Source organism: Nibrella saemangeumensis (genome assembly GCF_039541915.1).
In the GTDB taxonomy this organism is placed as follows: Bacteria; Bacteroidota; Bacteroidia; order Cytophagales; family Spirosomataceae; genus Nibrella; species Nibrella saemangeumensis.
This window is the reverse complement of the sequence record NZ_BAABHD010000029.1, coordinates 368145-387253: the sequence shown is the minus strand read 5'-3', so window position 1 is coordinate 387253 and position 19109 is coordinate 368145. Positions and strand designations below refer to the sequence as shown.

The following is a 19109-nucleotide window of genomic DNA, read 5'->3' as shown; positions in this document are numbered from 1 at the left end:
AACAACCTATGAAGTTTTTGTCTGTTGCGGCTCTTTTGGTTATGCCGGTAGTTTCTACAACGCTGTCTGTGCAGGCCCAAACCAGGGCAACCGGGAAGCCTGTCAAACTTATCACGCTCGATCCTGGGCATTTCCACGCGGCTCTGGTGCAAAAGAGTATGTATCCGGACGTCGATCCGGTGGTGCATGTATACGCGCCGGCCGGACCCGATCTGCAACTGCACCTGGATCGGCTTCAGACCTACAACGGTCGCCGGGAAAGTCCGACTACCTGGCAGGCGAAGGTATACACGGGTAAAGACTTCATGGAGAAAATGCTGGCCGCTAAGGCCGGTAATGTGGTCGTGATGGCGGGCAATAACCGGCTGAAGACGGATTATATTCATAAGGCGGTATCGGCTGGGTTCAACGTGCTGGCTGATAAGCCCATGGTGATCAATGCCGGTAATTTCGATAAGCTGAAGGATGCCTTTGCGGTAGCCGCCCGAAATAAGGTAATGCTGTACGACATCATGACCGAGCGCTTTGAGATTTCGACTATGCTCCAACGGGAGTTCTCCATGCTGCCGGATGTGTTCGGAACGCTGGAAAAAGGAACGCCCGATAACCCGGCCGTGACTAAGGAAAGCGTACACCACTTCTATAAGTACGTCTCCGGCAGCGTGCTGACGCGCCCGGCCTGGTTTATGGACGTAACCCAGCAGGGCGAAGGGATTGTCGACGTAACCACGCACCTGGTCGACCTGATCCAGTGGGAGTGCTTCCCGGATCAGATCATCGACTACAAAAAAGATATTAAGCTGACCGATGCCCGCCGGTGGACCACCGACATGACCCGCAGCCAGTTCAACGCCATTACCAAGCTGAACGGTTTTCCGGATTACCTCAAAAAAGATGTGGTGAAGGATAGTGTACTGAAGGTCTATAGCAACGGGGAGATCAACTACCAGGTTCGTGGCGTCAACGCTAAGGTATCGGTAGTCTGGGCGTACCAGGCACCCGAAGGGGCCGGCGACACCCACTACTCGATCATGCGGGGTACCAAAGCCAACCTGATCATTCGCCAGGGAGCCGAGCAGCAGTACAAACCGACGCTGTACGTGGAGCCGATTGCGGGCGGTGCGGCTTTCGAGTCCAGACTGATGGCTTCGCTGAAGACCGTTCAGCAGAAGTTTCCTGGTGTAGACCTGAAAAAGCTGGACAAAGGCTGGGAGGTTATCATTCCCGATTCGTACAAGGAGGGCCACGAAGCTCACTTTGCCCGGGTAATGGAAAATTTTCTGTCCTACCTGAAAGCGGGTAAGCTACCCGAATGGGAAGTGCCCAACATGATTGCCAAGTATTACACCACCACGCGGGCGCTGGAACTGGCGAAGCAAAACCAGCCTACGGCGAGTGGGAAGTAAAGAGACCCCCAACCCCCTGACCAATCTAAAAACATGAAAGAAGATCAAGCTAACCGGCGCGATTTTTTGAAGCAGTCCGTTGCTTCGGCCGCTGGTCTGGTCGCTATGTCAGCCCTGCCCGGTGAGGTAACGGCTACCCCCAAACTCTACAGTGGTAAACCCCTTGTGCGCAACATCGGTCGAAACGTCAAAGCTGCCCGCATCCGGTTCGGTGTTATCGGCATCAATCATGGACACATCAACTCGCAGGTGGAAGCGGTACGGCGCGGGGGCGGTGAGTTTGTGTCTTTCTACGCCAAAGAACCCGACCTGGCGGCTGCCTTCGCCAAGCGTTTCCCCATGGCGAAGCAGGCCCGGAGCGAAAAGGAAGTGCTGGAAGATAACAGCATCCTGCTTATCCTGAGCGCCGGCATTCCGGATGAGCGGGCTCCGCTGGGTGTCCAGGTGATGCGCCATGGCAAAGACTACATGGTCGATAAGCCGGGTATCACCACGCTCGAACAACTGGCGCAGGTACGGAAGGTGCAGAAAGAGACCAAACGCATCTACTCGATCATGTACAGTGAGCGGCTGGAAAACCGGGCTACCGTTAAAGCCGGCGAACTGGTCAAGGCCGGAGCCATCGGCAAAGTTATTCAGACCATCGGCACCGGTCCGCACCGGATGAACGCCAAAACACGGCCCGAGTGGTTCTTCGACCGGCAGCGTTTCGGCGGTATAATCTGCGACATTGGTTCGCATCAGTTTGACCAATACCTGTTCTTTACCGGAACAACGAAAGCCGATGTGGTCGCGTCGCAGGTGGGTAATGTGCACCACCCGCAGTACCCGAAGTTTGAAGATTTTGGTGATGTTATGCTGCGCGGCAACGGTGGTATGGGCTACATCCGCGTCGACTGGTTTACCCCCGACGGACTCAATACCTGGGGTGATGGCCGACTGACCATCTTGGGTACCGATGGCTATATAGAACTGCGCAAGAACATAGATATTGCCGGCCGGAGCGGAGGAAATCACCTTTTCCTGGTGGATAATAAGGGTACCCAGTACATCGATTGCAGCAAAGAGCCGCTGCCCTACGGTGAGCAGCTTGTGGATGATGTGGTTAACCGGACCGAGACGGCCATGTTGCAGGAGCATTGTTTCCTGGCTACCGAACTGGCGCTGAAAGCGCAGCAGCAGGCTCAGAAAGTTAACCTTAAGGTGTAAGAAGCGATGACTAGAATTTTCACGACGTTACTGTTGGGATTTTGTCTGCTGACGATGGTCGCTAGCCGGCAGAAGCAGGCACCGGTTAACTGGAAAAAGGTAAAAGTGCTGGTATATACCAAAAACGGCAAGGGATACGTCCACGACAATATTCCATTTGCCGCAGCCGCTATCCAAAAGTTAGGACAGACGCACGGCTTCAGTGTGGATGTTTCGGACCAGCCGGCGGTATTTACCGAGGGCAATCTGAAGCAGTACACCATGCTGGTATTTCCCAGCACCAATAACGATGTATTCGACACCAACGACCAGCGGCTGGCGTTCCGGCGCTACATTGAGGCCGGCGGTGGCTTTGTCGGTATTCACTCCGTGATGGGCACTGAGCGGAACTGGACCTGGTTCAAACGGATGATGGGCGGCACCTTTGCCTGGCACCCCCGCTTTCAAAAGCTGAAAATTCACGTGCTCGACCCCAGTCACCCGTCGATGGAAGGCTTACCTAAAGTCTGGGAGAAAGAGGATGAGTGTTATTTTGCCAAGGAGATGTCGCCTGGTCCTACCGTGATCATGGCCCATGACCTGACGGTGCTTAACCCGGCAGATGCCGAAAAAATAACTCAGAATCGGGGATCTTATACCGAGTTATACCCGGCGGCCTGGTATTACAATTACGACGGTGGCTATACCTGGTGTACGGCGCTGGGACATCACAAAAACGACTACCAGGACCCGACATTCGTGCAGCATATTTTTCAGGGTATGCGCTATGTTGCCAGTCAGGTAAAGAAGGTGGATTTCGGCAAAGCTTACGCTACCTCGCACGAGATGGCTATTCAGTAGTGGTGGTCTGGCTTGTCTGGCTTAGCAGCGATACATGCTTTACCTTCATTTCCATGACACCGGCAATGGCGTGGGCGCGCATTTTGAGTTCATCGGCAATCTCACCCGTGAACAGCTCGTCAATGGTTTCGTAGAATAACTCTTTCCACCGGCCGAAGTGCTCGGCCGTCAGTGGATGCTTACGGGTCAGTAGCATGTGTACGCCCATCGGCTGCCCTTTGTAATTGCCGGTTCCCCAGACAATGTTCTCCCAGAAGTCGACCATATGGGGCAGGTGGGTATCCCAGTCGATATGGGCTACATCGTTGAAGATAAAACTGAGTTGCGGGTCCTGGCGTACCTTATCGTAAAAGCGGTATACCAGCCGCTGAATATCATCTCTGCTTTGAATCGGGACAGGCATAATGGCTATTGTTAAACGTAAATGATCGGTTGCCAGGCAACCAATACAAAAATACAGCGGTGGCTGGCCAAAAAAACTGACAAAAATCAGGTGCCGACCTGACGACACTCATTTTCTCCGGCTGCGGGCCTGCTGTTCCAGCCGCTGGTATACGTCCTGAAAATCGTCGCCCTCCGCCACGTCTGCCGTCAACTGGGGTATACTCTGCCGGCCGACGCGCATTAGCCAACGGGAGACCTCCATACCGGCCGTCATATACGCCAGCATCACCTGCCGGTAACTACCTGAAAAAAAGTCCCTTGTGCTTTCCAGATTGGTTAATTTCACTACGCGCTGGCGGCCGTGGGTATAGTAAAGCCACTCATCGCGAAAGTCGCGGTAGCGCTGCACACTGTCCAGCGAACCGGAGTGGTTCGGGGGCGTAAACCGGTAATCGACCATCATGGCCAATCCTTCGTTGAACCACTGCGGAATCTGCCGTTTTACGGTTAGCCAGCCCAACCGGGCAAACAATTCATCGTGGCAGAGTTCGTGGGCAATCACATCGATGTTATTACCATCGGGGCCCAGCACCAGAAACGACGTACCCCAGGGGGTTCCCAGGCTGCAGCCGGCCCCTTCGCCCCCGACGCAATACTGGTTATAATCTTCCGGTGTGCGGCAGTAGATCAAAACGGCCCGCCCCTGTAGTGGGCTCCAGTACCGGCGCAGGCGTTCGTGCGCCAGCTTTACGTTTTCGCGCAGTTGCTGCTGCTGGGGTGCTGGCGTCCCTTCGCTGATGTAGATTGTGCGGGTAGTGTCGGCCAGCGGCACAAACCGGGGCGAATAGCCAATAAGGTGACAGCGGAGAATCTCCGGGTATAGCAGTACATAAGCGAGGGGGATAACAATAAGCAGGGGTAAACCATACCGGGTCAGTTTATTCTGTCGCATGAAAACAGTAACAATCCGCTTCATCAGGTTGTTGACCGTAAAAATAAGAGTTTCCATAACGCACTCCTATGCCGGCCGGATTGCCGGCCATTTTCTATGACCTCTGTACTGATTATCGGAGCAGGCCTGGCCGGGCTAACGGCTGCCCGCGAATTAACCCGTCATTACCGTAACGTAACGCTGCTGGACAAAGGACGTGGCGTAGGGGGCCGGCTGGCCACCCGCCGGATCGAGCAAAGCCGCGCCGACCACGGTGCCCAGTATTTCTCCGCCAAAACACCACCATTTCAGAAGCAGGTAAATGAGTGGATGCAGGCTGGTTTGGTCAACGAATGGCCCCTCCAAGAGGGCTCAACTGAGTTTCAGCACCCGCGCTATGTGGGTGCCAACGGTATGAACGCCATTGCCAAGCACCTGGCCCGCGACCTGGACATCCGAACGGGCGAACGGGCTGTTCGGCTGGTGGCCCAGGATAGCGGCTGGCGGGTTGAGACCGAAGTGGGCACCACTTATCAGGCCGATGCGCTGCTGATTACCATACCGGCTCCGCAGGTGCTGGCGTTGTTGTCGGAAAGCGGTATTGACCTGAATAGTACCGGGCTGTCGGTGCTGAAGTCGATTGAATACCAACCGTGCATCGCCGTAATGGCGCTGCTGAATCAGCCCAGCCACTTACCGGCACCGGGGTACTTGAAGTATGAGGAGGGGCCGGTGGCCTGGGTGGCCGATAATCAGCAGAAAGGCATTTCGCCCAATCAGCCGTCGGTGACCATTCACGCCAGTCACCCGTACAGCGAGGCACATCTGGAGGAGGATATGAACGCAGTGGGCCGGGAACTGGTGAACCACCTGGCCGACTGGATACCCGCCGGCAGCGTCGACTCCGTTCAGGTACACCGGTGGCGCTACAGCAACGCCGAACGCCGGCACCCGGAAGCGTATCTGGCGGCTGCTACATCCCAGCCGTTGCTATTCGGGGGCGATGGGTTTGGCATCGGCAATGTTGAAGGAGCGGTTTTGTCGGGGTTGGCCATGGCGGAGTCGCTGGTGAGTCGGTTACTGCCAACCTAAACGGGAGCGGGCAAGCCAGATCGGACTAGCGGGGCACAAGCGGCAAAACCAGTATAAGGTTAATGCCGTTCGGTCATTCTTTAGTACCTTTCGCGCTGGGCGGTGACGGTAGCCGTTACTTCCCTAACCCACACCATGATCCGATATCTTTACCTGCCTGCTTTATTGATTGCATCGATAACGGCAATGGCTCAGCCCCGCCACGAACTGCGCGGGGTAGTGCTGGAGTCGGTATCCGGCAAACCGGTCCGGGGCGCTAATCTGTACGTCAACCAGACCGGGGCCGGAACGACAACCGATTCACTCGGTCAATTTGCGCTTCAGCTGCGTGCCGGTACGTTTAGCCTTGATATTACGGCCGTTGGCTATGCTATGGGCCGCGAAAACATCACCCTGTCCGGTGACCGCGCCGTTACGTTCCGCATCGCCAGCCGGGTGTTTGAGCTGGATGAAGTGGAGATCCGGGCCAGAGAACCTGGCGGAAATTTTCAGGATGTGCGGATGAGCCAGATTCTGCTCAGTATGCCGCAACTGAAAAAGATGCCGGTGGTGCTGGGAGAGCCGGATATCCTGCGGGCGCTCACCCTGCAGGCGGGGGTATCTACCGCCGGAGAGGGCGCCGGGGGCTTCAACGTGCGGGGCGGCCGGGCCGATCAGAACCTGGTGCTGCTGGACGGGGCTCCGCTGTTCAATACGTCGCATTTGCTGGGCTTCTTTACCAATGTCAGCTCCGATGCGGTGCAGGATGTGACTCTTTTTAAGGGTGGATTTCCGGCGCAGTATGGCGGCCGGGTGTCGTCGCTGCTGCTGATGAACACCCGCGCCGGTAACCGGGAGGGCTGGCGGGTGTCGGGGGGCGTAAGTCCCATCAGCACCCGGTTGCTGGTCGATGGGCCGATCTCCCGAAAGCTTACCCTGCTGGCCGGTGGGCGCATTGCGTACCCCACCTATATCATGCGGCTGTTCCCGACCAACAGCGTTCAGCAAAGCCGGGCTTTTTTCTACGATGGCAATATAAAGCTGCAGTACTCGCCCAACGAGCGAAATGCTGTGTCTTTATCGGCTTACCGCAGTCAGGATAGCTTTCAGTTTCCGGGCGATACACTCTACGGCTGGCAGTCGAACGTAGCGTCGCTGAAGTGGAGCAGCCTGATCCGGCCAAATCTGCAACTCAACGTCAATGCCCTGTACAGTGGTTTTGCTTACCATATCGATGGCCTGGATGAGGGGCTCACCTTCCGGCTCAACTCGTACATTCGTCACCGCGAGGTAAAAGCGGATCTGTTTTATACCCTGGCCCGGAAACACCGTATCCAGGTCGGAGCCAATGGCATTCTGTATCAGGTGCAGAAAGGGGATTTACAGCCCATCGGTAGCGAGTCAAATGTGAATCCCCAGCGGCTGGAGCCGGAAAACGCCAGGGAGGGGGGGCTGTACCTTCAGACGGAGTGGCTGGTGAGTCCAGCCCTGACAGTGCAAGCCGGACTGCGGTATTCATTGTATAGTCAGGTGGGTCCGCAGACGGTTTATAAGTATGAACCCAGCGTGCCCCGTTCGCCGGAGACAATTACGGATTCCGTGCAGTATAAGGCAAACCAGCCTGTTCAGCCGTATGGTGGCTGGGAACCCCGGCTGGGCATACGGCTGCAACTCGGAGCGGCTTCGTCGCTGAAGGTAAACTACAGCCGCATGCGGCAGTACATTCACCTCATCTCCAATACCACCGCCATTACGCCCATCGATTTCTGGAAGGTCAGCGACCGGTACGTACCCAACCAGATTGCCGATCAGTTTGCCGTGGGCTTATTCCAGAACCTGCGCGACAATGCCATTGAAATGAGCCTGGAGGCTTATTATCGCTCGCTCAATAATCTGGTTGAATACCGGAACGGAGCCACGCTGCTGCTGAACCGCACCCTCGAAACCGACCTGTTACCCGCCAAAGGCCGGGCTTACGGTATCGAGTTCAGCATCAGCAACAGCCGGGGGCGTCTCACGGGGCAGTTCAACTACGCCTACGCCCGGTCGCTGGTAGCGGTGCAGACGACGTTCAGCGAGCTACAGGTTAACCGGGGAGCCTATTACCCTTCCACCATCGACCGGCCGCATATCCTGAACCTGCAGACCCGGTGGGCGCTGCCGTACAACTGGTCTTTCTCGGCCAATTTCGTGTACAGCACGGGCATTCCGGCCACCTATCCCGACGGGCAGTATCTGTTCAATGAGGAGCCGGTCCTGAATTATTCCCGCCGTAATGCCGACCGGGTTCCGGATTACCACCGGCTTGATGTGTCATTCTCAAAAGACACCCGGCGTAATAACCGGCAGACCCGGTATAGCATCTGGAACCTGGGTATCTATAACTTGTACGCCCGCAAAAACCCGTATTCCATTTACTTTACCCGGAATTACGGACAAACGCGTTCGTACCGGCTGGCGGTCTTTGGTACGCTGATACCGTCTGTCACCTACAACTTTTATTTCTGAATCCGGCCATGCAAAAATGGATAGTTATAGGACTAATGTTGGCAGGAATCCTGGTATCCTGCGTAGACGAGGTGCAGTTGCCTATCCGGCAGGAAGCGCCGAAACTGGTGGTAGCCGGGCTCATCACGACGGCTCCTCCGCCGTATACGGTCCGACTCTCGTATACCGGCGATTTTCAGTACATTGGTTTGCGGCCTAAAGAAACGCTGATTTTGAACGCCACCGTCCGGATTCAGGATGATGCGGGGCGGTCAACCCGGTTGACAACGATTACCGGTCAGCCAGGCTATTACCAAACTATTGACACCGCTTTTGTGGGAGAGATTGGCCGGACATACACTTTATCGGTCACCTTACCCGATGGAAAGCAGTATGTATCCCGTCCCGAACGGATGGTACCTGTTCCCGCTATTGATACGGTGTATTCCGAATTCATTAGCACGGATAATATACAAAACCCTTACCGTTATCGGGTATATGTTGATACCAAAGACCCGGCTGACCAGCAGAATTTTTACCGGTGGGAGGGCCTTTTTTACAGCCTTAGGCCTTCTACAGGTTCTCCGTGCACCCCTTTTAGCCGGGATATCTGCAACGACCGCTGCTGGGTGCCCGTTACTACCCGGACTGTCAATATCTTTTCTGATCAGCTTATCAACGGCAATACGGTGCAAAAACAGCCGGTTATGGAATCGCTGGTGTTTGCTACCGGACCGCAACTTTTTGAGATAAGGCAATATTCGTTGACTCGTGAAGCCTACCAGTTCTGGAAGCGCTTTGGCGAACAGCAGACCCGCGTCGGCACTATCTTCGACCCCCTACCGGCACCTATTCAGGGGAATATGGTCAACGCGGCTGATCCGGGCGATCTGGCGCTGGGCTATTTTGGTGCATCGGCGGTCGCCGTAGTCCGCAGCCGGATACAGGGCGAAGAAACTTACCAGCCGCGTGTCCAATCATTTCTCAACTCTATCATTGTCCCACCAGGGGACTGCCGGCTGGCATACGCGCCTATTGGCCGCTTGTTCGCCGACATTCCGGAAGGCTGGCGGTGAAGGAGTTAAGAATTGAGATTGGGCGGCAACTCTTAACTCATAATTATCCTCTCTGCTACTTCCCGGCCGGTCTGCATGGCGGCATTCAGGGATGGGTAGGCGGTGCGGTCGCCACATTGGTAGAGGTTTTCGGCGAGTTGGAGCGGCAGGTGAACAGAACCGGGACCGTAGTCGGGGAGCGCGTGTGGAATGTGATAGGTTTTCAGGTGACGCCAGGATTTAACGTCTTCACCAAACCACTCCAGCAGGTCTTTCCGGATGTTTTCGGTTAACAAGGCGGCATCCATCATCTCCAGACCCTGGGTGCTGACCGAAATCAGCGTCTGGCCTTCCGGAGCGTAGGCCGGCGCTACATCACTCATGATGGCAATGTTATGCACCGGCGATGCCCGTTTGGTATTCAGAATCAGCAGCCGTTCGCGGTTGGGCGAGTGATCGGCGGCAAAATACGTACAGGTGGTATGATTAAACGCTTCCTCCTCCGGATCCGGCTGGTTGAGGAGCCGCGCAACCTGAGCGGCATCAACCGCTAATACGACGGTACCTGCCTGTACCGTTTCTCCGGAGGCTAACGTGATCTGGTTTCCGGCAATCCGGTCAACAGCGGTGTTAAGCCTGATCTGTTCCGGTTTCAGTCTGCCGGCCAGTTGCAGCGGTATCTGTTCCATCCCCAGAGCCGGCACGGCCGCGTCGCCGGAGTAGAACATCTTGAAGCAGAACTCAAAGAAATTGCTGGAGGTATGAAGGGCATCTTCCAGAAAAATACCCCCGAAGAAGGGCCGGAAAAACCGCACGATCATTTCGTCCGAAAAACCAAAGTCAACCAGATAATCAATGGTAGTTGTGGCCGACTGCTGGAAAAAGTCGTGGGTAGACAGACCATGTACCCGCCGGATCAGTTCCACTATTTTCAGCTTGTCGGAAAGCGTACCCACGGGAGAAGCCAGCATCTGAAAGATGCTTTGGGGTTCCCGCAAGGGATTAATCATTCGCATCCAACGGTTCTCGTGGTGAATCAGTGCCCCTGACCGGAACGCCCGAAGGTTAAGCTGGCTGTAGTTGAGCAGGTGTTTCGTCTCAGGGTAAGCCGTCAGCAACACCTGAAAACCCCGGTCGAGCCGGAACCCTGCTACCTGATCCGTCCGGACGCGTCCGCCCACACGGTCAGCCGCTTCGAGGACAAGGGCTTCAATACCGGCTTGCTGCAGGTAAACGGCACACGTTAAACCGGCCATTCCGGCACCTATAATAACCACAGGGTGTTGTTCAGACATGAGAAAAGGGCTTGAATACAGCACCAAAAATAAGGACTTCCGGGTAAGCTGCCATAGCAACTAAAGATCAAATGAACAATTTGGTACTTTTTTTAGAAAAATTAAATTTTTCTAATTTAACAAAAAAATAATAGCCTGTAAAATAGATGGTTATGATTTTTGATGAATTCTTTTTCTTAGATTTTGTTAGTTTTACAGCGGGTTGCAACTAATTTGGCCTTTGAAACTGCTGTTGGTAGACAATCGGGATTCTTTTACCTATATGCTGGCAGACTACCTGAGGCAGACAGGAGCCGAGTGCTCCGTAGTACGTAACCAGGTGCCACCCGTTTTGTTAGACCGTGAGCGTTTTGATGCGGTAGTGCTGTCGCCCGGACCAGGTGTTCCCCGGCAGGCCGGCTACCTGATGGACATCATTGCCCATTACCACCAGAAGCTTCCCATGCTGGGCGTTTGTCTGGGACACCAGGCATTCGCCGAGTTTTTTGGAGCCCGGCTAACAACAGCCACCAGGCCCATGCACGGAAAGCTGTCGGCCATTCAGGTGCTAACCGGTGACCCGCTGTTTCAGGATTTACCCCGGCAATTTGCCGTTACCCGCTACCACTCGCTGGTGGTAAAGGATTTGCCGGAACAACTGCTTACGCTGGCCATCAGCCCGGACGAAGAGGTAATGGCGTTTCGCCATGTATCCTTGCCGCTCTGGGGCATCCAGTTTCACCCCGAAGCGGTTCTGACCGAGTTTGGTTTTGAATTGCTGGCTAATTGGATTAATTTGTTAAAAATTAGAACCTTTGAAATAGGTTCAGGTTTAAAGGAAACAACACTGTAAGTCTTCGAGCATTATGAATTATCAGGTTCGTGAGGAAGCGGGTTTTCGCTACGTAGATGAAGGGCAGGGTGACGTGCTGTTGCTGTTGCATGGCCTGTTTGGTGCATTGAGTAACTGGGATGAGGTAATTAAAGGCTTCTCAGACCGGTATCGGGTGCTCATTCCGGTTATGCCGATTTACACAATGCCCATTAAGGAAGCAGGTCTGGAGGGACTGGTTGCCTTTATCGAAGACTTTATAGCGTTCAAAAACCTCAATAACCTGACCCTGCTGGGTAATTCGCTGGGCGGTCACGTGGCGATCCTGTTCACGTTGAAACATCCGGACATGGTAAAGCGGCTGGTCCTGACCGGTAGCTCAGGGTTGTTCGAAAACTCAATGGGTGGGTCATTCCCGAAACGCGGCAGCTATGATTACATTGCCGAGCGGGTGGCGTATACCTTCTACGACCCTAATGTGGCTACCAAAGAACTTATTGACGAGGTATTCGAGATTACGAGCAGCATTCCCAGTTGTATGCGTATCGTAGCCATTGCCAAATCGGCTCAACGGAACAATGTGGCCAAACAAATTCCGGAGATCACTATTCCGACCCTGTTGGTCTGGGGACTGAATGATACCATTACCCCACCCGAAGTAGCCTATGAGTTTGATCGATTAATGCCGAATACGGAATTGCACTTTATTGATAAGTGTTGTCATGCTCCCATGATGGAACATCCGGGCCGGTTTAACAAACTCCTCCGAAACTGGCTCGAAAAGCACCCTATGTACGAAAGTGCGCTTACGACTGCCTGACGAAGTTGATCGATCGTATTTAGGCAGTAGTGAGAATTTTGGATAATATTTGTGAACTAAGGTAAATATTTCTTAGTTTTCTGACATACTAAAACTTACTGTCGAAGTGTATGCTTGCTGCCGAACTCATTGATCCGATGTTACCGGCTCTGAAACTGACCGATACGGTCGGGCAAGCGCTGGAATGGATGCAGGAACATCGCATCGGGCAGCTGGCCGTGACCGATCAGGGAGAGTATAAGGGACTGGTGAGTGAAGACCTGTTACTGGATGTTGCCGACGAGGAGCAGCTTCTGAGTGATGTCATGCGCCTGTACGAGCAGGTGTATGTATACGAGAATCAGCATTTACTGGAAATGCTGAGTTTGCTCCTGCAGAACCCGCTGGAAGTGCTGGCGGTGGTCAGCGACGTTAAAGAATTTCTCGGTAGTGTTTCTGCCAGCGAATTACTGAAACAATTTGCCCAGGTACTGGGCGTCCAGGAGGTAGGCGCTATTCTGATTCTCAACATCGACGAGCGGGACTATTCCATGGCGGAAATCAGCCGTCTGGTTGAGTCTAATAATATCAAAATTGTGGGTAGTTACTTTTCCAGTGCCGCCTACGGGATGCCCGACCGCTCGCGGCTGACCCTGAAACTCAACCGCCGGGATATTACGCCCGTGGTGTCGACCCTGGAACGGTTTGGTTACCATATCGAAGCGGCCTTTGCCAACACACCCATTGAAAGTATCGACCAGGAGCGGCTCGACTCATTGCTCCGGTATCTGAATACGTGACGAGTCGGGGCTAGACTGAAAAGCGGCTTAGCCCCGACTGATAACTATCTTATGAAAATTGCCATTCACGGACGAACCTTCTCCGAGCCGGCAAAGCCGTTTATCCAGGAAATGTTTGATGGACTGGCCTCCCGACAGGTAGAAGTACAATTATCCCACACCTACCGCCAGGTCCTCGAATCGGCCGGAATCCAACACAGCAGCCAGCATACCTATTATACACCCCAGGGCGTTTTCGACGCCGACTTTGCTTTCAGTCTGGGCGGGGACGGCACCCTGCTGGAGGTGGTTACGCACGTAGGAGCCCGCCAGACGCCCATTGTCGGGATCAACACCGGAAGGCTGGGCTTTCTGGCGACGGTCTCGCCCAATGAGATCAGTGCCATGCTGCACGCCCTCTTCAATACGCAGTATTCCATTGATGAGCGTTCCCTGGTAAGTGTGCAGTCTGACCGGGATGTGTTCGATGGGCTGCCGTTCGGCCTGAACGATTTCACCATTACCCGCACCGAAACGTCTTCTATGATTACGGTGCATACCTACATTGATGGTGAGTTTCTGAACTCTTACTGGGCCGATGGCCTGATCATATCCACGCCAACGGGCTCAACTGGGTATTCCCTGAGTTGCGGAGGACCGGTGCTGCTGCCGCATACCAACAACTTCATAGTTACGCCGGTGAGTCCGCACAACCTGAACGTTCGGCCAATGGTGGTAATGGATACCTGTCGGTTATCCTTTGAGGTAGAGAGCCGGAGCGGAAGCTTTCTGGCTGCACTGGACTCACGGTCCCGTACGGTTGATGTGTCGACGCGGCTGAGTGTGCAGAAAGAGACATTCTGTGCCCGACTGGTAAAACTAAACGCCGACAATTTCCTGAACACCCTGCGCAGTAAACTCAATTGGGGTTTCGACATTAGAAATTAAGTTCTGACTAATTTTACGGGCGCTGTTCCAATAAATCAAAAACTCAGCCGTTTCGTGAATAGGCCGGTTCTATAATCGGTCTTACGTTACGGAAACAGGATCTACCAATTTTTATGAAACATACTCACCTTGTTGCATCGGGTGTTCTGACGGCACTGCTGTTGGGTGGAAGTCTGCAGGACGGATTTGCGCAGCGCCGGATGAATAAGCAATTTCTACCATACTCCAAAGTAGGATTGGGCGTTGGAACGTCGCATTATTACGGAGATCTGGCGGGATACCGGAAGGTAATCAGATCCACTTACATTATGCCCCGCTGGAATGCCAGTCTGGCGTATACCCGGCAGTTTACGCCGAATTTTGCGGCCAGAGCTTCCTTTACTTGGGCCAGAATAGCCGGCGATGATTACACGTTTAACAAAAATAATATAGATAATGGGGCGGTTCAGTTTGTTCGGAACCTGCACTTTCGTAATGACCTGAAGGAGTTTGCCCTTACGGGAATTTACCAGGTTTTTGGCGATGGCCGCACCGCCAATCTGCGGACAAAATGGTCTCCTTATCTGTTTGCCGGTCTGGCCTTACTGGCTCATAGCCCCGAAGCCCGCACCCCGGTGGGTGGTGGAACGAATCCGGATGCAGAAGGTCAGCAATGGGTGAAATTACAGCCACTCGGAACGGAAGGACAGGGACAACCGGGTTATCCCAAGCCGTATTCGCTGGTGACGCTGGCGATTCCGGTTGGGGTGGGTGTGCGTTATAAATTCAACGATAATTTTGACATCGCGGCTGAGATTGGGTACCGCTATACCCCAACCGATTACCTGGACGATGTGGGAGGGCCCTACCCTGATCCGTCGATCCTCCAGAACCAGGTAGCAAGAGATATGTCAGATCGCCGTCTGGAGCCGATTGCCGCCCGTAAGAACAGAGACCGTAGCGCTGAATTGGCACAGGCATTGGCGGCTGGTGGAAACCCCCCAGATGTGCCACGTGGGGTGAAGGGCATGTTACAGGATTCGTACCTGCTGACCAGCATTCAGATTCATTACATAATTCCGGGTCGGATCAAATGCCCACCCGTCAAGTAAGGGACCGGAGGACAGCGATCCCGGAATAGACAGGAGTTGCTAATCAGCCTATATAGGTGTTATCTTTGAAGCAACAGAATAAACAAGCGTGAAGTCATATCCGAAATTTACAGCCTGGTTTCTTATAGCCGGGCTTTTTGTCAGTGTTACCACAAAAGCACAGAAAGTGGAGCTGGGAGGGAGTTTGGGCGGAATCCTGTACAAAGGTGACGTGGCACCGGCCTTGAACCCGCTATTTTATCGGCCTGCCGGCCAGTTATTCTTCCGGTATAACGCTACGCCCTCACTGTCGCTGCGGGCCAGTGGTCTGATTGGTCAATTTGGAGCCTCTGACAGCCGGTCGAATGATCCGTTTCAGCAGGCCAGAAATTATGATTTCAAGACCAGCGTGGGTGAGGCATCCATTGATCTGGAATACAATTTTCTGGACTACAAGCCGCTTCGGAAAATTAAAAACTGGACGCCCTACGTGTTCGGTGGCGTAGCACTGTACAACGTAAACCCCCGGGATCGTGTTGACCGGTCCAAAGGGATATCCGGCAAGATTGCCTATCCCCTGGGCGTGGGCATCAAATACGAATTTAAGCTTCCCTGGAGCGTGGGCTTCGAGTTTGGCACGCGTTTTACCAACAACGATTACCTCGACGGCCTGGGCGATGCAACCAACCGGGATAAATTTCAACAAGGTAACCCGTCGCTTAAAGATCATTATACCTACACGGGTATAAGCCTCTTCTATACCTTCTATCGCATCACCTGTCCGGACGGCAGCCAATTTTAGGTTAAAAACTATTTCTCTTTTCCTGAGGAGCCATGCTTTACATTAAGGCCCATCTTTCTGTATTTTTGGCCCTAAATACAGTAAATGAGTGAAGGCAGATTCATATTTGGTCAGGCGATGTGCAGGTCTCTTGTGTTTACTCTGGCTGCTGAGCGGAGGTGACCTTGCCGCTCAGGTCAGATTATCAAATAATCCCGAGGAAACCGTCTATAATTTGTGTCAGGATTTTCAGGCCCTGTACACGCATATTCGGGAACAGAGTATCTCACCCGATTCGGCTCGTACCCGCTTCAGTGCCATTATGCGGGCGCTGCGGAGCCGCTTCCCTTCTGTTGAATCTTTGCAATCGGATAGTTCAGTTGTCAACTCAGACAGCCTGCACAAGCCGGTTTCTCCCTTTGTGTTTCCATTACGGGGGCATTCGGCAAGCTCTATTGGCGGAAGCCGGGGAGAAGGGTACCGGGCCCGCGGCTTCGATCTGTTCGACTTCAACGTGCAGGGAAGCCACCCCGCCCAGGATATCTTTGTTCGCGACCGGGATCAGGATAGTATCGAAGACCGGACCGGTCAGCCTGTGGACGTACTGGCGATGACCAGTGGGCTAGTTATCGGTATTGAAACGGCGTGGCTGCCGGGGAGTGAGTACCGGGGTGGCAACTGGATCTGGCTATACGATCCGCTGCAGCACGGCCTGTTTTACTACGCCCACAACAATGCCGTTGAGGTCCTGCCGGGGCAGTGGGTAAAAGCCGGACAGAAAATTGCGGAAGTGGGGCGCACGGGGTATAATGCCTTCAAAACCCGATCCCCCACCCATCTCCACCTGATGTATCTCCGGATCTTGCCGAATGGGCTACCCGAACCGCGCAATACCTACGACTGGCTGGTGGTGGCTCAGGTAATGCCCTAACTATGGCTTTACAGCTGCCGGATCAGGTTGATGCCGGAGAGCAGGAAAACCAGCCCCACAAAAAAAGGAAAGAGCGACTCCCACTTGGTAATCCGCATACCCATAATCGGATTATTGTCGGAAAGGAATGCCACGCAGGCAAAAAGAACCACAATCGTACCTAAAATTGTCAGAAGTGCGCCAAAAAAGCGCCGGAAACTGCTATTATCCATTATCAGAAGTTAAAAGACTGCTTTTGTTTTTACTAACTAATGCCCGCTGTTGACTGAGAACTGCCTGCTGCTAACTCCCAACGGCCAGCTTCTTCACCACTGCCAGCCCCCGCTTCCGGCCTTCTTCAACCATAAACGGGTAAGCCGCTTCGAGCGTGTTCGGCACGGTTCCCTCCAGAATGGCTTCGCGAACGGTTTCTTTGATCTCACCAACTTCGCGGGAAGGCTTCAGGCCAAAGGTCTCCATGATGAGTTCCCCCGTGATTACGGGCTGGAAATTGCGTAGTTTATCGCGTTCTTCCAAATCATGCAGTTTTCGCTCGACCTTATCGAAATTCCGAAGGTGCTTTTGCACTTTTTCGTAATTCTTCGAGGTAATATCGGCGCGGCAGAGGGCCAGCAGGGGTTCCAGATCCTCACCAGCTTCCACCAGCAACCGCCGGAGTGCCGAATCGGTGATGGTTTCTTTAACGAGCGCAATCGGGCGCAGGTGCAGCCGCACGAGCTTTTTTACAAACCGCATTTTTTCGTTCAGCGGCAGTTTCAGGTTGCGGAAGATCGTCGGCACCATACGGGCTCCCAGGTCTTCGTGGCCGTGGAAGGTCCAGCCCACTTTCGGGTCAAAGCGTTTGGTAGCCGGTTTGGCAATATCGTGCAAAATGGCAGCCCAGCGGAGCCACAGGTCATCAGAGCGAGTGGCTACGTTGTCGAGCACCTGCAGCGTATGGTAGAAATTATCTTTGTGCCCTTTGCCTTCAATGGTTTCCACGCCTTTGAGTTCCAGCAACTCCGGAAATATAGATTCCAGCAGACCGGCATGGTACAGTAGCTTAAAGCCGTACGAGGGGGTCGGTGACAGAATGATCTTGTTCAGCTCGTCGGTTATCCGCTCTTTTGATACAATCCCAATCCGCTCTTTCATCTGGATGATGGCATCAAAGGTGTTGGGTTCTATATCAAAGTTGAGTTGCGACGCAAACCGGATGGCCCGCATCATGCGCAACGGATCGTCAGAAAACGTGATGGTGGGCTCTAAGGGTGTCCGGATTAGTTTCCGTTTCAGATCGGAAATACCATCGAATGGATCGAGCAACTGCCCAAAACTACCTTCGTTGAGGCTGATGCCCATAGCGTTGATGGTGAAGTCCCGGCGGTTCTGGTCGTCGGCCAGACTGCCGTTTTCCACGATGGGCTTCCGGGAGTCAGCGCGGTATGATTCCTTACGGGCACCGACAAATTCAACTTCCCAGTCATCGACCTGGAGCATGGCCGTCCCGAAGTTTTTGAACACCGTCACCGGCACGGCAAACGCCTGCCCAACTGCTTCGGCCAGTTCGATGCCGCTGCCGAGACAGACAACATCAATGTCTTTGGAGGGGCGTTTCAGGACCAGATCGCGCACAAAGCCGCCGATCACATACGCTTGCACGTTCAGCACGGCCGCCTGCCGGGCAATCTGCTCAAAGATTGGGTTGGTATGTAACGTATCTGCAAAATTCATTATTTCCTGATAAATTCAATTTCTCCGTTGAAGCCCAACCGCATAATGCGGGGCTTACGGAGCGAGGTGGCCGGTGTGCCGTAGGTGCCGGCGGTCTGTTCAGCTGCTGCCGGGGGCAGGCTGGCCGCTTCGAACGGCAGGGTCAGCAGGCCCCGGCCAAAACTATTGATAAGGCGCTGTACCTCCGTGCTCAGTACCCGTCGAACGGCAACGGTGGCCTGTTGGTTCAGCAATACCGGCGACAGATTTTTGCCCTGCTCATACCACACCAGCAGCGGGTTTTCCGCAAACTCCACAATATCCCAGGCTACCTCCGGCACCTTCTGTACATACATGCCTAAATGGTCGGCTTTGTCTATGAGCACGGTCAGGGGTAACGAGCCGGGCGTATGTTGGTGCAGTTGCAGAAGGCGTTCCACGGCAGCGTCGCTGATTGGATCGGCCGCTACCGACCAGCCGGTTTCGTCGGCGAGTCCAATCAGTTTTCCCTGCCGGAGCAGAAAGGCAGTATCGCGGGGAGTTGGCATCATAGGTTTATAACCCGCAAAGGTACGGCAAGTTTTGAAAACTCAGGTTGGGAAACTCAGTTTTAGGTTTTG

Annotated in this window: 19 protein-coding genes; 13 read left to right on the top strand and 6 right to left on the bottom strand. The window is 53.9% G+C overall.

Going from position 1 to position 19109, the window contains the following annotated elements; all coding sequences use genetic code 11:
• The first annotated feature begins 8 nt into the window (after window positions 1–8).
• From ABD949_RS14730 to ABD949_RS14720, 3 genes are read left to right on the top strand one after another with little or no spacing between them, the layout of a single operon-like run.
• Window positions 9–1406: a putative oxidoreductase C-terminal domain-containing protein gene (locus tag ABD949_RS14730; protein ID WP_345244608.1), complete on the top strand. Its 1398-nt coding sequence runs from the start codon at window positions 9–11 to the stop codon at window positions 1404–1406.
• 33 nt (window positions 1407–1439) lie between these two features.
• On the top strand, window positions 1440–2615 hold the full coding sequence (locus ABD949_RS14725) for a Gfo/Idh/MocA family protein (RefSeq protein WP_345244607.1): 1176 nt from the start codon (window positions 1440–1442) through the stop codon (window positions 2613–2615).
• Between the two features lie 6 nt (window positions 2616–2621).
• Complete coding sequence (locus ABD949_RS14720; RefSeq protein ID WP_345244606.1) at window positions 2622–3455, top strand: ThuA domain-containing protein; 834 nt, start codon at window positions 2622–2624, stop codon at window positions 3453–3455.
• Here ABD949_RS14720 and ABD949_RS14715 read toward each other — a convergent pair.
• Both ABD949_RS14715 and ABD949_RS14710 read right to left on the bottom strand, forming a co-directional pair.
• Window positions 3445–3858 (bottom strand): group III truncated hemoglobin, encoded by a 414-nt coding sequence (locus ABD949_RS14715; RefSeq protein WP_345244605.1) that lies wholly within the window; start codon window positions 3856–3858, stop codon window positions 3445–3447. The two genes, ABD949_RS14720 and ABD949_RS14715, sit on opposite strands and share 11 nt — an antisense overlap.
• 108 nt (window positions 3859–3966) lie before the next feature.
• The gene (locus ABD949_RS14710; protein WP_345244604.1) at window positions 3967–4848 is read right to left on the bottom strand and encodes a hypothetical protein; all 882 of its coding nucleotides are present in this window, start codon (window positions 4846–4848) and stop codon (window positions 3967–3969) included.
• Between the two features lie 39 nt (window positions 4849–4887).
• Between ABD949_RS14710 and ABD949_RS14705 the strand changes: the two genes are divergently transcribed.
• The 3 genes from ABD949_RS14705 to ABD949_RS14695 all read left to right on the top strand — a co-directional run bounded on the left by ABD949_RS14705 (window position 4888) and on the right by ABD949_RS14695 (window position 9404).
• Window positions 4888–5862, top strand: a complete 975-nt coding sequence (locus ABD949_RS14705) for an NAD(P)/FAD-dependent oxidoreductase (RefSeq protein ID WP_345244603.1) — start codon at window positions 4888–4890, stop codon at window positions 5860–5862.
• A 135-nt stretch (window positions 5863–5997) separates the two neighbouring features.
• A complete protein-coding gene (locus ABD949_RS14700; RefSeq protein WP_345244602.1) occupies window positions 5998–8349 on the top strand; it encodes a TonB-dependent receptor in 2352 nt (783 codons plus the stop codon).
• A gap of 35 nt (window positions 8350–8384) precedes the next feature.
• On the top strand, window positions 8385–9404 hold the full coding sequence (locus ABD949_RS14695; RefSeq protein WP_345244601.1) for a DUF4249 domain-containing protein: 1020 nt from the start codon (window positions 8385–8387) through the stop codon (window positions 9402–9404).
• Between the two features lie 32 nt (window positions 9405–9436).
• On the opposite strand, the gene ABD949_RS14690 is transcribed toward ABD949_RS14695, so the two are convergent.
• On the bottom strand, window positions 9437–10678 hold the full coding sequence (locus ABD949_RS14690; RefSeq protein ID WP_345244600.1) for a protoporphyrinogen/coproporphyrinogen oxidase: 1242 nt from the start codon (window positions 10676–10678) through the stop codon (window positions 9437–9439).
• A gap of 220 nt (window positions 10679–10898) precedes the next feature.
• Between ABD949_RS14690 and ABD949_RS14685 the strand changes: the two genes are divergently transcribed.
• The 7 genes from ABD949_RS14685 to ABD949_RS14655 all read left to right on the top strand — a co-directional run bounded on the left by ABD949_RS14685 (window position 10899) and on the right by ABD949_RS14655 (window position 16797).
• Window positions 10899–11510: an anthranilate synthase component II gene (locus ABD949_RS14685; RefSeq protein WP_345244599.1), complete on the top strand. Its 612-nt coding sequence runs from the start codon at window positions 10899–10901 to the stop codon at window positions 11508–11510.
• 13 nt (window positions 11511–11523) lie between these two features.
• Window positions 11524–12309, top strand: coding sequence for an alpha/beta fold hydrolase (locus tag ABD949_RS14680; protein WP_345244598.1), 786 nt, complete (start codon window positions 11524–11526; stop codon window positions 12307–12309).
• A 110-nt stretch (window positions 12310–12419) separates the two neighbouring features.
• Window positions 12420–13088 carry a CBS domain-containing protein gene (locus tag ABD949_RS14675; protein WP_345244597.1) on the top strand — a complete coding sequence of 223 codons (669 nt, stop codon included), beginning with the start codon at window positions 12420–12422 and terminating at the stop codon, window positions 13086–13088.
• A gap of 51 nt (window positions 13089–13139) precedes the next feature.
• The gene (locus tag ABD949_RS14670) at window positions 13140–14015 is read left to right on the top strand and encodes an NAD kinase (RefSeq protein ID WP_345244596.1); all 876 of its coding nucleotides are present in this window, start codon (window positions 13140–13142) and stop codon (window positions 14013–14015) included.
• Between the two features lie 113 nt (window positions 14016–14128).
• Complete coding sequence (locus tag ABD949_RS14665; protein ID WP_345244595.1) at window positions 14129–15106, top strand: DUF6089 family protein; 978 nt, start codon at window positions 14129–14131, stop codon at window positions 15104–15106.
• An 88-nt stretch (window positions 15107–15194) separates the two neighbouring features.
• Window positions 15195–15887, top strand: coding sequence for a type IX secretion system protein PorG (porG, locus tag ABD949_RS14660; RefSeq protein ID WP_345244594.1), 693 nt, complete (start codon window positions 15195–15197; stop codon window positions 15885–15887).
• 214 nt (window positions 15888–16101) lie between these two features.
• Window positions 16102–16797, top strand: a complete 696-nt coding sequence (locus ABD949_RS14655) for a M23 family metallopeptidase (RefSeq protein WP_345244593.1) — start codon at window positions 16102–16104, stop codon at window positions 16795–16797.
• Window positions 16798–16805: 8 nt separating this feature from the next.
• Here ABD949_RS14655 and ABD949_RS14650 read toward each other — a convergent pair whose 3' ends face one another.
• The 3 genes from ABD949_RS14650 to ABD949_RS14640 all read right to left on the bottom strand — a co-directional run bounded on the left by ABD949_RS14650 (window position 16806) and on the right by ABD949_RS14640 (window position 19040).
• A complete protein-coding gene (locus ABD949_RS14650; RefSeq protein WP_345244592.1) occupies window positions 16806–17009 on the bottom strand; it encodes a hypothetical protein in 204 nt (67 codons plus the stop codon).
• Window positions 17010–17079: 70 nt separating this feature from the next.
• Entirely contained in the window at window positions 17080–18510 is a 1431-nt protein-coding gene (locus ABD949_RS14645) for a CCA tRNA nucleotidyltransferase (protein WP_345244591.1), read from the bottom strand.
• Entirely contained in the window at window positions 18510–19040 is a 531-nt protein-coding gene (locus tag ABD949_RS14640) for an L-threonylcarbamoyladenylate synthase (RefSeq protein WP_345244590.1), read from the bottom strand. The genes ABD949_RS14645 and ABD949_RS14640 overlap by 1 nt, the downstream gene beginning before the upstream one ends.
• Window positions 19041–19109 lie beyond the last annotated feature (69 nt).

Bases quoted from the DNA above. Each gene is read 5' to 3' on its own strand.
- ABD949_RS14680 (WP_345244598.1), top strand. From the start codon at position 11,524: ATGAATTATCAGGTTCGTGAGGAAGCGGGTTTTCGCTACGTAGATGAA.
- ABD949_RS14670 (WP_345244596.1), top strand. From the start codon at position 13,140: ATGAAAATTGCCATTCACGGACGAACCTTCTCCGAGCCGGCAAAGCCG.
- ABD949_RS14665 (WP_345244595.1), top strand. From the start codon at position 14,129: ATGAAACATACTCACCTTGTTGCATCGGGTGTTCTGACGGCACTGCTG.
- ABD949_RS14640 (WP_345244590.1), bottom strand. From the start codon at position 19,040: ATGATGCCAACTCCCCGCGATACTGCCTTTCTGCTCCGGCAGGGAAAA.
- ABD949_RS14695 (WP_345244601.1), top strand. From the start codon at position 8,385: ATGTTGGCAGGAATCCTGGTATCCTGCGTAGACGAGGTGCAGTTGCCT.
- ABD949_RS14715 (WP_345244605.1), bottom strand. From the start codon at position 3,858: ATGCCTGTCCCGATTCAAAGCAGAGATGATATTCAGCGGCTGGTATAC.
- ABD949_RS14720 (WP_345244606.1), top strand. From the start codon at position 2,622: ATGACTAGAATTTTCACGACGTTACTGTTGGGATTTTGTCTGCTGACG.
- ABD949_RS14730 (WP_345244608.1), top strand. From the start codon at position 9: ATGAAGTTTTTGTCTGTTGCGGCTCTTTTGGTTATGCCGGTAGTTTCT.
- ABD949_RS14690 (WP_345244600.1), bottom strand. From the start codon at position 10,678: ATGTCTGAACAACACCCTGTGGTTATTATAGGTGCCGGAATGGCCGGT.
- ABD949_RS14650 (WP_345244592.1), bottom strand. From the start codon at position 17,009: ATGGATAATAGCAGTTTCCGGCGCTTTTTTGGCGCACTTCTGACAATT.
- ABD949_RS14710 (WP_345244604.1), bottom strand. From the start codon at position 4,848: ATGGAAACTCTTATTTTTACGGTCAACAACCTGATGAAGCGGATTGTT.
- ABD949_RS14675 (WP_345244597.1), top strand. From the start codon at position 12,420: ATGCTTGCTGCCGAACTCATTGATCCGATGTTACCGGCTCTGAAACTG.
- ABD949_RS14700 (WP_345244602.1), top strand. From the start codon at position 5,998: ATGATCCGATATCTTTACCTGCCTGCTTTATTGATTGCATCGATAACG.
- ABD949_RS14645 (WP_345244591.1), bottom strand. From the start codon at position 18,510: ATGAATTTTGCAGATACGTTACATACCAACCCAATCTTTGAGCAGATT.
- ABD949_RS14705 (WP_345244603.1), top strand. From the start codon at position 4,888: ATGACCTCTGTACTGATTATCGGAGCAGGCCTGGCCGGGCTAACGGCT.
- ABD949_RS14725 (WP_345244607.1), top strand. From the start codon at position 1,440: ATGAAAGAAGATCAAGCTAACCGGCGCGATTTTTTGAAGCAGTCCGTT.